The organism is Tessaracoccus sp. ZS01, assembly GCF_022342445.1.
GTDB lineage: Bacteria > Actinomycetota > Actinomycetes > Propionibacteriales > Propionibacteriaceae > Arachnia.
Genome location: NZ_PQFE01000001.1, coordinates 132,047 through 147,715, shown reverse-complemented (window position 1 = coordinate 147,715; position 15,669 = coordinate 132,047). Strand labels below are relative to the sequence as shown.

Genomic DNA, 15,669 nt, shown 5'->3' with positions numbered 1-15,669 from the left:
CTGGGCACTGTGTTCTCCCCCACTCTGCCCCATACCCCCGAAGGCATCCAATCCAGGGGTGGCCGGGCGGCCTGCCCGCCGCTGTCCGGACCGTTCAGCTGGCGTTCATGCGGGGGTAGTAGGGTTGACTGTCTGTCTTTCACGGAGGAAGGTCTGATTTGACCACCACATCGCGCGCTGACCTGGAGCGCGAAATCGCTCTGGAACAGGCTCACGTCGACAGGGTCTACGCCAATCTGACCACCGCGACGGCGAGCGCCAAGAACCTGGCCCAGCAGGGCAGGGAGATCTTCATCTCCGACCGCACCGACTTCCTCCGTGAGGAGGACGGCACGGCGTTGTTCGAGCGTGACGCGTTCGCCTACCAGGCCGCCAAGCGGCTGGCCATCCTCGACGCCGAACACGAGGGCCTCGTCTTCGGCCGTATCGACCTCACCACCGACGAGGTCCGCTACATCGGCCGCATCGGCGTGCGCGACGAAGACTACGAACCGCTGGTGATCGACTGGCGTGCTCCCGCCGCCGAACCGTTCTACCGCGCCACGCCGGCCGAACCCATGAAGGTCATCCGCAGGCGCGTGCTGCGCTGCCGCGACGACAAGGTGGTGGGTCTGGAGGACGACCTGCTGGATTCGGCTGCCGAGACCGACCTGCCCATCCTCGGTGAAGGCGCCCTGATGGCGGCCCTCAGCCGGGCCCGGGGACGCACGATGCGCGACATCGTGGCCACCATCCAGGCCGAACAGGACGAGGCGATCCGCGCGCCGTACCAGGGGGTCACGATCATCGCCGGCGGCCCCGGCACCGGCAAGACCGTCGTCGCGCTGCACCGCGCCGCCTACCTCCTCTACACCAACCGGGCACGGCTCGAGAAGGGTGGCGTGCTCGTCGTCGGCCCCTCCAGCGTGTTCATGAACTACATCGAGCGGGTACTGCCCAGCCTGGGCGAGGACTCCGTGACGCTGAAGGCCATCGGCTCGGTGGCTTCCGACGTGCTGGGCTTCAGCACGGAACGCGTCGACCAGGCCGCGGCCGCCACCGTCAAGGGGTCGCTCGCGATGCAGAAGGTCCTCAAGCACCTCGTGCGCGCCCCGCTGCCGGAACACGACGTGGACTCCGTCCGGGTCACCGTCAAGGGCGAAGTGCTCGGGTTGGGGGCGCGGGAACTGCACCGGATCCGTGAACAGGTACTCTCCAGCGTCAAGCTCAACAAGGGCCGCCGCATGGCGACCGACCTGGTCGCGGCCGCCCTCATCCGCAAGTTCCCGGGCGATGTGGAGATCGAGCCGCAGGAACTGGAGGCACAGGTGCGCGAACACCCCAGCCTCCACGCCTTCATGCCCCGGTGGTGGCCCCTGCTCAGCGCGACCCGGGTGTTGGCCCGACTGGCCGACCCCGCCGTCGTGGCAGAGGTCGCCGCCGGCGAGCTCGACGAGGACCAGCGCGCCTGCCTCGTCTCCTCCTACCGCTGGCTCGAGGCCGCTGACGAGGGCGACGAAATCGTGCGCGGCTGGTCCGTGGCCGACATCGCACTGCTGGACGAGCTGATCCACATCCTGGGCGTGCCGCCCGAGGACGTCGACAAGGAACTCGACGTCTTCCTCGAGGGCGGCGCTGTCGCCGAGGTGCTCACGACGGCGGACCTGCTGCGGCACGAGAGGCACGTGGATCCGGATGAGGACCCGCACAACACCTACGCCCACATCCTCGTCGACGAAGGCCAGGACGTGACGCCCATGCAGTGGCGGATGCTGCGCAGACGGGGGCCGCAGTCATCGTGGACCATCGTCGGCGACCCCGCCCAGAGCTCCTACCCCAACCAGGAGGAGACCACCCGGGCCCTCAACGAGGTCGTGGGGCGGGCGGCCAGCCGCACCTTCACGCTCTCGACGAACTACCGCTCCCCCAGCGAGGTGTTCGAGTTCGCCGCCAAGGTCATCACGAAGGTCTTCCCGGACGCGGACCTGCCCAAGGCGGTGCGCTCCACCGGCGTGGAGCCCAGCGTCGAGGCGACCACCACGGAGGCCCTGCCACGGGCGCTGCGCGAGCACCTCCTGTCGGTCGCGGCGAAGGTCAACGGAACCATCGGCGTGATCGTCCCCCCGTCGCGGTTGCGCGCCGTGCAGCTGGGCGTGTTCCAGGATCCCCGCCTCGCGGCGTTCGAGGACCGCCTCATCGTGGTGACGGCGCTCCAGGCCAAGGGCCTCGAATACGACGGTGTGCTGGTGGTCTCGCCGGACGAGATCATCGCGGAGTCGCCGGGCGGCGCCCGCGTCCTCTATGTGGCGCTGACCAGGGCGACGCAGAAGATGATCACCCTCGACGTCGACACTTCCCAGTGGCGGGCGCTGCTGGACTAGGTGTCCAGCTCAGGAGAGGTGCTTGAGCTCGGCCAGGATCTCGCGCGTGGCCTTGCTGCGGTTCTGCGTGAAGAACTGCAGCCCGGGCGCGCCGGCGTCCAGCAGGGTGCGGCACAGCTCGAGGCACGTGGCCATCCCGATCTCGCGCACCTCCTCCTTGGAGGCGGCCGAGCGGAGTTCGGCGACGAACTTGTCCGGCAGCGCGCGGCCCGACAGACCGGCGAAACGCTCGATCTGCGAGATCACCGTCAGCGGCATGATGCCCGGGATGATGGGGATGCTGCAGCCCAGCGCCCGCACGCGGCGCACCAGGTCGATGTAGCTCTGTGCGTCGAAGAACAGCTGGGTGATGGCGAACTCCGCACCCGCCTCCACCTTGGCCAGCAGGATGCGGTCATCGAGTTCGGGGTCCTCGGTGGTCTCGTGGGGGTTGGCGAAGGCGGCGACGCCCACGCAGAAATCGCCCTGTTCCTTGATGAAGCGCACCAGCTCGGTGGCGTTGGCCAGGCCGTCTGCGTGCCGCACCCATTCGCCGCCGCCCGGCATGTCGCCGCGGATGGCCAGGATGTTGGTGACGCCCACGTCGCGGTAGGCTGCCAACGCCTCGGCGATGTCGGCCTTCGACTGGTCCACGCACGTCAGGTGCCCCACGGTCAGCGGGCCGTTCTCCGTGGCGATGCGGCGGGTGGCGTGGATGGTGCGGTCCCGGCGCGAGCCCGTGGCCCCGTACGTGACGGACACGAAATCAGGCTCCAGTGGCGTCAGGGCCTCGACGGCGCGCCACAGGATGGGCTCCTCCTCCTCGGAGCGGGGAGGATAGAACTCGAAGGAGAAAAGGGGACCCTGTGCGGCGGAGAGCAACTCCCCCACCGTCGTGGGCCGTGAGATCGTCGACGGCATGTACCCACCATAGGGAACGCCACAACGCCTCGACTAAGCTGCCCACGTGAGCACCCCGTTTGATCCGAGCTCCCCGCTGAGCGCGCCGTTGCTGTCCGCCATCGGCGAAACCATCGACAGGTTCCTCGACGGGCAGGAGGAGTTGCTGGACACCATCGGCTCCTCGGATCTGCTCCCCGTCGCCCGTGCCGCCACCGCCGGCGGCAAGCGGCTGCGTCCCGCCTACTGCTACTGGAGCTACGTGGCCGCCGCCGGGCAGCCGACGGAGGCCCGGTCACTCCTCGACGTCGCGAGCTCGCTGGACCTGCTCCACGTGTCGGCGCTGGTGCACGACGACCTCATCGACGCCGCCGACACCCGTCGCGGCCTCCCGTCGGCCCACAAGCAGTTCGAGTCGCTGCACGCGGCGCGCGGCGGCCGGGGGTCGGCCACCGACTTCGGGGTGTCGTCGGCCATCCTGCTGGGCGACCTCCTCCTCATGTGGAGCATCGAGCTCGCGGACGGCTCCGGCGCCCCGGGCATCGATCGCGCCCGGCCGCTCCTCAGCGCCATGCGGGCAGAGGTCACCGCCGGGCAGTTCCTCGACGTGAGCGCGCAGTACCGCGTCACCGGCGCCACGTCGGTGGCCGATGAACTCGACGTCGCCCGCCGCGTGCTCGAATACAAGACGGCCAGCTACTCCATCCGGCGCCCCTCCCAGATCGGCGCGGCGCTCGGTGGCGCCGACGCCCAGCTCCAGGGTGCCCTGGCGGAGTTCGGTTCCGTGATCGGCCGCGCCTTCCAACTGCGCGACGACGTGCTCGGCGTCTACGGCCGACCGGAGGTCACGGGCAAGCCCTACGGAGGCGACATCCACGAGGGCAAGCGCACGGTCCTGGTGCTCACGGCGCTGTCCCACGCCTCACCCGACGAGGCCCGCGAACTGGGCGGGCTGCTGGGCGCCGAGGGCCTCACGGACACGGACGTCGACCGGGCCGCAGAGCTGATCGAAGCCTCGGGTGCCCTGGCCCACGTGGAGGCCGTGATCGAGGAGAACATGCGCCACGCCCTGGCCGTCCTCGACGACACCCAGATGACCGCGGACGGCCGCACCGCTCTGGCGGGGCTCGCCGAGCGGAGCGTCAGACGTGCCCACTGAGCTCTCCGGGCTCACCTCCACACAGGTCGCTGAACGCGTCTCCTCCGGCCAGGTCAACCACCTGCCATCGCGCTCCGGGCGCAGCACGGCAGGCATCGTGCGCGCCAACGTGCTCACCCGGGTCAACGCCATCCTTTTCGTGCTGTTCTGTCTGGTCCTCGTCACGGGCAACCTTCTCCAGGGGGCGTTCGGCCTGCTCATCATCGCCAACTCCGTCGTGGGCATCGTGCAGGAGCTACGCGCCAAGCGCATGCTCGACAACCTGGCCGTGGTGGGCGAGGCCCACCCCATCGTCGTGCGCGACGGCGAACGCACGCGGGTCACCCGGGACGAGGTGGTCCTCGACGACCTCATCGCGGTGGGCCCCGGCGAACAGATCGTCGTCGACGGGTCCGTGGTGGCGGCCGACTACCTGGAGGTCGACGAATCGCTGCTCACCGGCGAGGCCGACCCGGTGGCCAAGCAGCCGGGCGACGGGGTGCTCTCTGGGGCCTACGTCATCTCCGGCACCGGGCTGTACCGCGCGGAGAGGGTGGGGGCCGACGCCTACGCGGCGCAACTGACCGCCCAGGCGGCCAAGTTCACCCTTGTCTCCTCGGAGCTGCGCCAGGGCATCAACCGGATCCTCCGCTGGGTCACCTACCTGTTGGTCCCCGTCGCCGCGCTGTCCATCTTCGTCCAGTTCAACCAGCCGGACACCACCTGGCAGGAGTCGGTGCTGCGGATGGTGGCCGTGCTGGTGCCGATGGTGCCCGAGGGCCTCGTGCTGCTCACCTCGATGGCCTTCGCGCTGGGCGTGATCAGGCTCGGCCGGCGCCAGTGCCTGGTCAACGAACTCCCCGCGATCGAGGGCCTGGCCCGGGTCGACGTCGTGTGCGCCGACAAGACCGGCACGCTCACCCAGCACGCCATGACGCTGGGCGAACTCCTGGACCTCACCGACGACCCGGGCCACACCCGTGTGGTCCTGTCGCAACTGGTGGCGGCCGACGACGCCCCGAACGCCTCCGTGCAGGCCATCGCCGCGGCGATCGCGGCCGCCGACGATCCCTGGCCCGTCGAGGCCCGGGCTCCGTTCACCTCCGCCAGGAAGTGGTCCGGCGTCAGCTTCGCCGGCGAGCGTGGGCACTGGGTGCTGGGCGCGCCGGAGGTACTGGCAGGCCATGACGAACTCGCCCGACGCGCGGAGCAGATCGGTGCCACCGGCCGCCGGGTCCTGCTGCTCGCCCGGGCGAAGCAGCGCGTCGATTCGCCCCAGGCGCCCGGGGAGGCGAGCCCCGTCGCGCTCCTGGTGCTCGACCAGCTCATCCGGCCGGACGCGGCGGAGACTCTCGCCTACTTCCAGGAGCAGGGCGTGGCGCTCAAGGTCATCTCCGGCGACAACGCCGCGTCGGTGGCCGCCGTCACCCGCTCGCTGGGCGTGGCCATCGGCGACGTCATCGACGCCCGGACGTTGCCCGGGGCGGGCGAGCAGTTCGACGACGCCGTCGACGCCGTCGATGTGTTCGGCCGCGTGACGCCCGAGCAGAAGCGCCAGATGGTGGGTGCGCTGCAGGGCCGCGGCCACACCGTCGCCATGACGGGCGACGGCGTCAACGACGTGCTGGCGCTCAAGGATGCAGATCTCGGCGTGGCGATGGGCTCCGGCGCGCCGGCCACCCGCGCCGTCGCCCAGATCGTGCTGCTCGACGACAAGTTCGCCACCCTCCCCCACGTCGTCGCCGAGGGGCGCCGGGTGATCGGCAACGTGGAACGCGTGGCCAAGCTGTTCCTCACCAAGACGGTCTACGCCATCGCCCTCGCCCTGGTCCTCGGGCTGATGGGCCTTCCCAACCCGTTCCTGCCGCTCCAGATGACGGTGGTGGGGTGGTTCACGATCGGCATCCCGGCCTTCCTGTTGAGCCTCGCGCCGAACCGCGAGCGGGCGAGGCCCGGGTTCGTCTGGCGAACCCTGTCCGTGGCCATCCCCTGTGGCCTCATCGTGGCCGGCGTGACCATCGCCACCTACGTCACCGCCCGCGGCTTCGGCGTGGTTCCGGATCCGCACCAGGAGCAGGCCTCCACCGCGACCCTCATCGCGCTCATCCTGACGGCCACCTGGGTGCTGGCCGTGGTGGCGCGTCCCTACTACTGGTGGCGGGTGGGCCTTGTGGCGTTCGCGTACGCCTTCTACTTCCTGGTGTTCGCGCTGCCCTCCCCCCGCCGCGCGCTGGGGCTGGACATCACGAACACGGCCGAGATCACCTTCGGCGTCGTCGCCGGGCTGATCGGGATGGCACTGGTGGAGCTCACCTGGTGGGTCACCAAGATCGTCCGCCGGGAACGTGCCGACGTCTGGGCTCAGCCGAAGGCGGCGCTCCCGTAACCCGCGGCGCCGGGGTCCGCCGTCCAGGTGGCCTTCAGCGCGTCCGCGATGGCCTGCGCCTCCACGAACGGGTCTGCCGCCGTGAACACGGCCGTCGAGACGACGGCTCGGCGCGCGCCTGCGGCGAGCACTGCGTCGACGTTGCCCGACGAGATGCCGCCGGCCGCGAACCACACCGGGCCGGCGGGCAGCGCCAGTGGCGGATACTGCGCCGCCATGTCCGCGACGGCGGCGCCGGCCCCCTCGCCGTCGACGGCCGGGCCGACGAAGGCGAAGTTCCATGGATCCCCGTCGACCTTGTCCGCGTCCTCCGCACCGTCGATGGAGCGGCCGAGCAGTGCGAACTCATGGGGCCGCTTGATCCCGAACGGACGCCACCCGGGGCGCTTGAGGAAGACCACGTCAGCGCCGCTGGCCTCGGCGACGTCGAGATTGTCCGCCGCGATGAGCGTCTGCAAACCGAACAGCCGGTTGCGCGCCACCCGGATCCCCTCCGCCGCTTCCTCGACCGTGCGCTCGCCCCTGGTCAGGACCAGCAGGTCTGCACCGTGGGCAGCGAAGTCTGCGGCCTCCGGGCCGGAACGCTCAGGTGGGACCACCAGGGCGAGACGGGCCAGGCGCAGTCTGGTGTGAAGAGACAAGGGTGCAGTCACAGGGGCAATCTACTTCGTCGGGGAGGCCACCGGAAGGAGTTCGGCGACGTGCCCGCGCGCCGGTGGCGGAGGCTTCGGCCGGGCAGCCTACAATCAGGAGAGCAAACGGGCCCACGGCCTCCTTCCCCGACCGTGCTTGGAGTGGCATGAACAGCACTTTCGACCCGTTGGTCGGCCAAGTGCTCGACGGCCGCTACGAAATCGTGGCGAAAGTCGCCCGCGGTGGCATGGCCACGGTGTATCGCGCGCGTGATCGACGTCTGTCGCGCGTCGTCGCGGTCAAGGTCATGCGCAGCGACCTCGGCGAGGACGACGAGTTCGCCGCCAAGTTCGACCGCGAGGCCAGGTCCGCGGCCGTCCTCTCCCACCCGAGCGTGGTGTCGATCTTCGACCAGGGCTCCTCCCAGGGCAAGCCGTACATCGTCATGGAGTTCATCGAGGGCGAGACGATGCGCCGGATGATCAGCCGCGACTCCCCCATGCCGCCGGACAGGGCGCTCGAGCTGTTCGAGCAGGTCGCGGCCGCGCTGGCCGCCGCCCACGAGGCGGGCGTGGTGCACCGCGACATCAAACCCGAGAACGTCATGATCACCCGCCGCGGCCAGGTCAAGGTCGCAGATTTCGGGCTCGCGCGTCAGGTGGGCTCCCCCCAGATGACCGCCACGGGCATCCTCGTCGGCACCGCCAGCTACCTCCCGCCGGAGCTCGTGACGCACTCGCGCCCTGACGGCCGCAGCGACGTGTACTCCGCCGGCGTGGTGCTCTTCGAGCTGCTCACCGGGAAGAAGCCGCACACCGGCGAGAACAACTACCAGATCGCCTACCGCCACGTGAACGTCGACATCGAGCGACCCTCGGAGCGGCTCGCAGAGATCGGGCACAGCGCCGACTGGGAGATCCCGGACTACCTCGACACCCTCGTCCTGGCCGCCACCCGCCGCGACCCTCGTGCCCGCATCTCTGACGGCCGGGAACTGCTCAGCGCGGTACGCCGCGCGCGGCGCGAACTCGCGCGCACGGGCGGCCATGACAACCCCACCCTCGCCGCTGCCCTGCTTCCCGAGAGTCCTGCGGAGGACGAGACCGAACACCTGCGTACACGTTCCTCCGAACGGCCGCGCCCCCTGTCTTCGGGCTCGCCCCCCACCGTCGTGCTCCGCCGCGACGAGTGGCGCCCGGCGCAGAAGAAACCACGCCCGGACCCGGTCCCCGTCGCCGAACCCGTGTCGCCGCGGCCCGTGGCCGCCACCACCCAGCCACGCAGTCAGCGCACGCCCGTGTTCCCGCACCTGCACATCTCCGACGACCCGGTCCACCGGCGCCGTCGCATCGTCGCGCTCGTCCTGGTGGTGCTCCTCCTGGCGGGCGCCGCGGGCGTCGGCTCGTGGTGGTGGCTCGACGGGCGCTTCACCACCGTGCCCGCGATGAGCACGCTCAACGAGACCAAGGCGCGGGAGGCCGCAGCAGCCAACGCCCTCAAGGTCAACCGCACCGAGCAGTACTCGGAGACCGTACCGGCGGGGGTCGTGATCACCACGGACCCCACAGCGGGCGAGCGCCTCTTCCGGGGCTCCGACGTCACGTTGGTGTTGTCGAAGGGGCCGGAGCGCTACCCCATGCCCGCGGTGGTCGGGATCCCGCTGGAGGCCGCATCCCAGGCGCTGACCGCCGGGCGGCTCGCCGTCGGCACCGTCACAGAGCAGTTCTCGGAGACGGTCGCCGAGGGCATCGTGCTGACCGCCTCGCAGGAGGAGGGTGCCCAGCTGAAGCCGGACACCCCCGTCGACCTGAGCGTCTCCAAGGGCCGCGAACCCATCCGCGTCCCGGACCATGTGGGCGGGAGCGCAGACAAGGCCGTGAAGGAACTGGAGAAGCTGGGCTTCACGGTGGCGATCGAGGAGGAGAACTCCGCGGAGGTCGGAGCCGGCCGAGTCATCAGGCAGGACCCGCGCGGCGGGAGCGGCCACCGCGGCGACACCGTCACCCTGGTCAAGTCCCTCGGTCCCGTGATGGTGACGGTCCCCGACGTCTGGATGAAGAGCACGGACGAGGCCACCAAGCTGCTTGAGGACCTCGACCTGGTGGTCAAGGTGGAGCGCAGTTCGAACTTCCCGATCCCGCTGGACATCGCCAACAGCACAGACCCGGCGGCGGGTACCGAGGTCGCCGTGGGGACGAAGGTCACGCTCTACGTCGCCTGATCGCGATCGCTGGCACACTGGTGGCCGGAGGTGGGGGATCGTGCCCGATTTCATGGTGGTCGTGCTCATTGTGCTGGCGGTGGCCGCCGTCGGCTTCGGCATCTGGGGGCTGCTGCGGCACCGCTATGTGCAGTCGCTGCGGGCCAAGGGCTGGGAGTTCATCACGTCTCCCCCGCTGTCCATCACCCACGGCCTGAACGTGCCGCCGTTCGGCCTGGGTTTCGACCGGCGCGTCGACGACCAACTGCTCGGCGTCGCGAAGGACTCAACGCCGTTCACGGCCTTCCGTTACTCGTGCGACGCCTGGCGCAGCGCCGGGTACGTGGTGACCATGCCCCTGCCGAAGTCGCTCCCGGCGGCTGAGGTCCTCCATGTCACCGACGACCGGCTGCCCAGGCTGGGCGAGCCCGTCGAACTAGGCGAACTGCGCGCGGCCGCGCCGTCGCGCCGCTATGCCGAGGAGTTGCTCACGGCGGTGGGCGCCCACCTCCGCGGGCCGTACCGGATCAGCATCGACCACGACAACCTGGTCCTGGTCGACGCGCCCCGCGAGGCGGACCCCCTCGAGGACGCCATCGAGCAGTTGGCAGCCGTGCGCGCCGCGCTGCTCACCACCGCGATCACCCAGTACAGCGGGCCCCCCGCCCCTGCGGGCCTGAGTTTCCACGGCCGCCCGGGCTGGTCCTACCTCCCCCGCGACGACGCCTACCTGGGCGCCGTGAGCAGCACCGGCGGCGGCTTCGACCACCAGGCCCACGACATCATCACCTCGTCCAACGACGGGCTGCCCTTCGTCCGCCTGAAGCACACCTGGAAGACCAGGCACACCCGCAGGGACTCCGAGGGCAGGACCCACACAGAGATCCGCAACCACGACGAGATCCTCTGTGAGTTCCGCACCACATTCCCGTTCGAGGACCTGTCCGTGAACTGGGGCCTGTTCGGGCGGTCGCAGAAGTTCGAGTGGGAGGACTTCAACCGGCGCTTCACCGTGCGCACCGGCAACGCCAGGTTCGGCTCTGACGTCATGCACCAGCGCCAGATGGAGTACCTGATGCTGGCCGATGCGCCGAAGTTCGAGATCTCGGCAGGGGTCATCCGGGTGGGCGACGGCGACGACTGGCTGCCGGCAGACCTGGACCGCACGTCGCGGTTCCTCCACGGGTTCTTCGCGCGGGTGCCCAACTTCGTCTGGCAGGAACTGGGCGCATGGCCGCGCCCGATCGCGGAGCTGGAACCCCGTTAGCCACAGGCTGCAAAACGGAGAGCCGCCATGCTGAGTCCAGCGGGAAGATCTGATCGACATATGACGGCTCGAACTGCATCTCCGCGCTGCGGATCGGCGTCGCTCACCTGACGTGCCCAGTTCACGCTCGGCCAGTATAGAGCCCCTCTCTGTTCACTACGGTTCGTAGTACTCTCGGCATCGCGCCACCCCCATTAGCGCTCGTCTAGCACCGCGCGCTTCAGTCGATGGAGACACCTATGATTTCGCACAAATGGAGCTTAAGCATTCTCCTCGCGATCGGGATAAGCCTCTTTTCGGGAGTGGCTGTGGCGGACGATCCTACGCACGGCGCATCGGTTGGCCCCGGTGTTTCCGATCCTCGGATCGACGAGATACTGTCTGTGAATCCCGGCGTTAGTTCGAAAGAACTCGCCGAGTCCATTGCAGATCACGCGATCAACCGAGGAATCAGCGAGGAAGATGTAGTCGCGATGCTGTATGAAGATTCGAGCGAGGCTAGAGCAGCGCACATTCCGAAAGCAACAGAACTGTCCACGAACAGCACAGGTGAAGGCACCGCTGTCAAGCTAGGTTGCGCAGCCGCTGGATACTTCACGTACTCTTACTCTAAGACCCTCACCGTGGCCCATGGGCACAACACTCTCTTCACAGGCCAGTGTGAGGCAGTGCACATGCCGGGCAGAGACATCCCGAGCATCCGGCGCATCACTAGTACCTACACCGGGCTTCGAACGCATGCAAGTTATCCTGCTCATCTTCGTCGAGTCGACGGTGCGTCCATCAACATGAACGACCGCGCAGGGCAGTTCGGCATCAATCGGTTGAGCGCTAACGTCCAGTACGAGTCCGATTTCTCATTCAACAAACATCCTCTTTGGCCTTTCGCTTCCCTCGACGACCAGGTGTGGAAGTCGACATACAACTGCTCGAGTCTGGTTTGGGCAGCTTGGATGTATGCATCGACCTACAACGTCGACCTGGATCGCAATGGCGGGCCTGGTGTATATCCGGAGGACCTCTGGAAGTCGCCGCTGACCGTCCTGAGTCGATACCTTGAGCGAGCCTAAGTGCGACGGAGGTCATTCCTAGCGGGAGGCTTGGCGCTCTGCGCCGCGTCTGCCAGCGGTTGCAGCGCAGATCCGTGGATTGAAAGCCCTGCAGAGTCGGAGGGCGAGTTCGATCCCACTGCCAGCGGTTACGCGCTGGGGTTCTCCAACTACGGCGCTGGTGATGAACCTTCGACCCGTAAAGGAGTGGTGCTTCGTCTCAGCGACGACGGCCGCAGTCGTGATGTGACGGAGTTCACCCCGATCGATAATGCCCGCTTGATCGGCTGCAACGGTGCCGTCGCATGGCTCTCGAACGACCGGGCCCACTATTGGGATCAACAACACCGCACATGGGAACTCCCTGTACGCGGCGGAGCAATCGACACTCTTTCGCCGGCGGGAGACCATGTGCTCGCGGTCATCAACTACGGCACTCAAGACCTGAGTAGATACGACTCCGCGCTCCTGTTGTTCAATGGGACCGATCATCATTATTGGGACCATCATGGATTCCTCGGAGCGGGGAGCGGTTGGAACGGGGGACGCACGTTCGCCTTCTCCGCATCAGGATTGTCTCCCGAAGTCCACCTCACCGACCTGACATCCGACGCAGTCTCGAGCTTTGGACCCGCTGCAGAGGTGTCTTCGGTGTGGGGCGAGCGGATGGCTACTTTGGATCGGTTCAGTTACGCCTTCGTGGCGAGGTCACCTGATGCCCAGTCAACAATAGACATTTGGCGGATAGATCCGGAGGCACGCTCAGTCACCCCCCTCCCTCTCACTGGCCCCGGCGCCAGCGTAGCCCAGTGGCAGTCCGAGGGCGGACCGACCACGCTCACAGCGCTCGGCAGGTCCCTCTACTGGTTAGCTACTGGAAGTCTGTGGACAGCGGATCCCCAGACCGGGGTTTCTCGCGAAGTTGTGAGCTTGTCAAGGGAAAGCAGCTGGTTCCTGGGGCCATCGGGAGTGGTAGGAGTTCGACCTGCTGGTCTGGGCTGGTCGTTGGAACATCGCTCGGTCACTGATGGAGAAGTCGTTCACCAGCTGGAAGACATCATGATTCCTGATGTGCCAGGTCTGCACCCTTTTGGTGCTGTCTATACGGGAGGGACTCTCCCCACGGGCCGGGGGTAATTGTCCCTTTTAGCGGAGTGAAACCCCTTGTGGTGAGGAGCCGCCTTGCCCGGCGGGCGAGCACACCGGGCGCGACTCGAAGGCAAGGCACCCACCGCCATCGTCACGAGATCCTCGCCGAATCGAGCACCGCGTGACTGTTCGCCAACCCGCCGCGAACGAGAGCCCTTGGTTCATGGCCGCGCTCGACGGCAGAAATCGAGCCGCGTCAGCGCAGTGCCCAGGCGACACGTTGGCCCGCTTCGGCACACTGCTCCCCAGTGACATCGAGGTGCGTCACGGCGCGCAGCGCCCGCGGGCCCAGGACGCTGACCAACACACCCTTGTCCTTCAGCCGTGCGGCGACTCCCGGCGCATCCGGGGTGGAGATCAGCACGATGTTGGTCACCACCGACTCGACGGTGACGACGCCGGGCCGGGCCGCGTCGATGGTCTCGGCCAGGACGCGCGCCGCGGTGTGGTCCTCCACGACGCGGGCGAGGTTGTGGTCCAGCGCGTAGAGCCCGGCGGCGGCGAGCACGCCGGCCTGGCGCCAGCCGGCACCCAACCGCTTGCGCTGCACGCGGGCGCGGGCCATCTGCTCCGCGCTGCCGACGAGCACGCTGCCCACCGGTGCGCCGAGCCCCTTGGAGAGGCAGATGCTGACGGTGTCGAACAGCGAGCCGTACTCGGCGAACGAGCGACCGGTCACAGCAGCGGCGTTGGCGAGCCGGGCGCCGTCGAGATGCGTGGCGATGCCGAGCGCACGGGCGCCCTCGGAGACCATGCCGAGTTCGTCGAAGTCCTGCACGGTCCCGCCACCGAAGTTGTGGCTGTCCTCCACCTCGATGCAGGCCGTCTCCACCAGGTACGGGCCGCAGTCGACCGCCACCATCGCCAGGGCGTCGTCGGCCACGAGCCGCCCGCGATCCGAGCCCCAGGTGCGCATGGTCACTCCGCCGACGGCGCCGTGGGCGCCCATCTCCGCCCGGGCGATGTGCGCCTGCGCGTCGCAGAGCACTTCGGTGCCGGGCGGGGTGTGCAGCCAGATGCCGAGCTGGTTGGCCAGGGACCCGGTCGCGCAGAAGAGCGCGTCCTCCTTGCCGAATATCCCGGCCACTCGGCGCTCCAGCTCCGCGACGGTGGGGTCCTCGCCGTAGACGTCGTCCCCGACGGGGGCCTCCACCATGGCGGCCAGCATCCCGGCCGAGGGCCGGGTCACCGTGTCGCTGCGGAGATCGATCACAGGTCCTTGGCCTGGAACCACTGGACCGGGTTTTCGCGGTTAAGGCGGCCCGAGCGGAGGCGGCGGGCCACGAGGAAGGCCAGTTCGAGCGACTGGTTGCGGTTCAGGCGGGGGTCGCAGACCGTCTCATAGCGGTTGGCGAGATCGTTCTCGTCGAGGTTGTAGACGCCGCCCACGCATTCTGTGACGTCGTCGCCCGTCATCTCCACGTGCAGGCCGCCGGGCCAGGTGCCGAGTTGCTCGTGGACGTCGAAGAAGCCGTTGACCTCATCGGCGACATCCGCGAACGAGCGGGTCTTGTAGCCGTTCTTCGCCTCGAAGGTGTTGCCGTGCATGGGGTCACAGACCCAGGCGACCTTGCGGCCGCTGGCCTCGACAGCCTCGATGACGGCGGGCAGCACGTCGCGGACCTTCTTGGCGCCCATCCGGGTGATGAACGTCAGGCGCCCCGGGACGTGGTGGGGATCAAGCTTGTCTGCCAGCGCGAGCGCATCGGCGACGCTGGTGGAGGGGCCGAGCTTGACCCCGAGCGGGTTCTGCACGCGGCTGAACAGCTCCACGTGGGCGCCGTCGAGCTGGCGGGTGCGCTCCCCGATCCAGAGCATGTGGCCGGAGCAACCGTACAGCTCCTGCGAGCGGGAGTCGACGCGGGTGAGGGCGCGCTCGTACTCGAGCAGCAGCGCCTCGTGGCTGGCGTAGAAGTCGACGGTGCTGAGCGAGTCGTCCTTCACGCCGCAGGCGACCATGAAGGCCAGCGCGCGGTCGATCTCGGAGGCGAGCTCCTCGTACTCCGCCTCGACCTGCGAGTCGCGGACGAATTCGGCGTTCCAGCTGTGCACTCCACGCAGGTCGGCGAAGCCGCCCTTGACGAAGGCGCGCACGAGGTTCAGCGTGGCCGCGGAAGCGTTGTAGACGCGGAGGAGGCGCTGGGGATCGTGTTCCCGCGACTCCTGCGTGAAGTCGAAGCCGTTGATGGCGTCGCCGCGGTAGGAGGGCAACGACAGGTCGCCCCGGGTCTCCACACCGTTCGAGCGCGGCTTGGCGTACTGACCCGCGATGCGGCCGACCTTGACCACCGGGACCTGCGCGGCGTAGGTCATGACCACCGCCATCGAGAGCTGCACGAGCAGCTTGCTCTTGATGGCCTGGGCGGTGACCCCGGAGAACGTCTCCGCGCAGTCGCCGCCCTGCAGGAGGAACGCCCGGCCGTCGGCGACATCGGCCATCTTGAGACGCAGGTCGTCACACTCCCCAGCGAAAACCAGCGGGGGCAGCTTCTCCAGCGCGTCGATGGTCCGATCGAGGGCCGCGGGATCCGGGTACGACGGCTGCTGGACGTAGGGCAGCGCGCGTAGTTCTTCCCGGGAAATGATGCTCGACATGCGCGTTAGGTTA

Annotated in this window: 10 protein-coding genes; 6 read left to right on the top strand and 4 right to left on the bottom strand. The window is 68.5% G+C overall.

Annotated features, from left to right (window positions below; genetic code table 11):
* The first annotated feature begins 158 nt into the window (after positions 1-158).
* Positions 159-2,360 carry a UvrD-helicase domain-containing protein gene (locus C3E87_RS00730; RefSeq protein ID WP_076058261.1) on the top strand — a complete coding sequence of 734 codons (2,202 nt, stop codon included), beginning with the start codon at positions 159-161 and terminating at the stop codon, positions 2,358-2,360.
* 9 nt (positions 2,361-2,369) lie between these two features.
* Here the strand turns inward: C3E87_RS00730 and C3E87_RS00725 are convergent, their stop codons facing one another.
* Positions 2,370-3,260, bottom strand: a complete 891-nt coding sequence (locus C3E87_RS00725; protein WP_076058259.1) for a methylenetetrahydrofolate reductase — start codon at positions 3,258-3,260, stop codon at positions 2,370-2,372.
* A 46-nt stretch (positions 3,261-3,306) separates the two neighbouring features.
* Here C3E87_RS00725 and C3E87_RS00720 point away from each other — a divergent pair, with 46 nt between their 5' ends.
* Complete coding sequence (locus tag C3E87_RS00720; protein WP_076058257.1) at positions 3,307-4,398, top strand: polyprenyl synthetase family protein; 1,092 nt, start codon at positions 3,307-3,309, stop codon at positions 4,396-4,398.
* Positions 4,388-6,763, top strand: a complete 2,376-nt coding sequence (locus C3E87_RS00715; RefSeq protein ID WP_076058255.1) for an HAD-IC family P-type ATPase — start codon at positions 4,388-4,390, stop codon at positions 6,761-6,763. Before C3E87_RS00720 ends, C3E87_RS00715 begins: the two co-directional genes overlap by 11 nt.
* Here C3E87_RS00715 and C3E87_RS00710 read toward each other — a convergent pair.
* Entirely contained in the window at positions 6,739-7,416 is a 678-nt protein-coding gene (locus tag C3E87_RS00710) for a thiamine phosphate synthase (RefSeq protein ID WP_158069017.1), read from the bottom strand. The genes C3E87_RS00715 and C3E87_RS00710 overlap by 25 nt on opposite strands.
* A gap of 146 nt (positions 7,417-7,562) precedes the next feature.
* Between C3E87_RS00710 and pknB the strand changes: the two genes are divergently transcribed.
* The 3 genes from pknB (at position 7,563) to C3E87_RS00695 (ending at position 11,933) form a co-directional block, all read left to right on the top strand.
* The gene (pknB, locus tag C3E87_RS00705) at positions 7,563-9,617 is read left to right on the top strand and encodes a Stk1 family PASTA domain-containing Ser/Thr kinase (protein ID WP_076058250.1); all 2,055 of its coding nucleotides are present in this window, start codon (positions 7,563-7,565) and stop codon (positions 9,615-9,617) included.
* 40 nt (positions 9,618-9,657) lie between these two features.
* Positions 9,658-10,863, top strand: a complete 1,206-nt coding sequence (locus tag C3E87_RS00700; protein WP_076058248.1) for a hypothetical protein — start codon at positions 9,658-9,660, stop codon at positions 10,861-10,863.
* A gap of 239 nt (positions 10,864-11,102) precedes the next feature.
* Positions 11,103-11,933: a hypothetical protein gene (locus tag C3E87_RS00695; RefSeq protein WP_143570830.1), complete on the top strand. Its 831-nt coding sequence runs from the start codon at positions 11,103-11,105 to the stop codon at positions 11,931-11,933.
* Between the two features lie 1,324 nt (positions 11,934-13,257).
* Here C3E87_RS00695 and C3E87_RS00690 read toward each other — a convergent pair.
* Together C3E87_RS00690 and C3E87_RS00685 are read right to left on the bottom strand one after the other, a co-directional pair.
* Positions 13,258-14,274 (bottom strand): low specificity L-threonine aldolase, encoded by a 1,017-nt coding sequence (locus C3E87_RS00690; RefSeq protein WP_076058246.1) that lies wholly within the window; start codon positions 14,272-14,274, stop codon positions 13,258-13,260.
* Complete coding sequence (locus tag C3E87_RS00685) at positions 14,271-15,656, bottom strand: class II 3-deoxy-7-phosphoheptulonate synthase (protein ID WP_076058244.1); 1,386 nt, start codon at positions 15,654-15,656, stop codon at positions 14,271-14,273. The genes C3E87_RS00690 and C3E87_RS00685 overlap by 4 nt, the downstream gene beginning before the upstream one ends.
* Positions 15,657-15,669 lie beyond the last annotated feature (13 nt).

Bases quoted from the DNA above. Each gene is read 5' to 3' on its own strand.
- C3E87_RS00685 (WP_076058244.1), bottom strand. From the start codon at position 15,656: ATGTCGAGCATCATTTCCCGGGAAGAACTACGCGCGCTGCCCTACGTC.
- C3E87_RS00695 (WP_143570830.1), top strand. From the start codon at position 11,103: ATGATTTCGCACAAATGGAGCTTAAGCATTCTCCTCGCGATCGGGATA.
- pknB (WP_076058250.1), top strand. From the start codon at position 7,563: ATGAACAGCACTTTCGACCCGTTGGTCGGCCAAGTGCTCGACGGCCGC.
- C3E87_RS00725 (WP_076058259.1), bottom strand. From the start codon at position 3,260: ATGCCGTCGACGATCTCACGGCCCACGACGGTGGGGGAGTTGCTCTCC.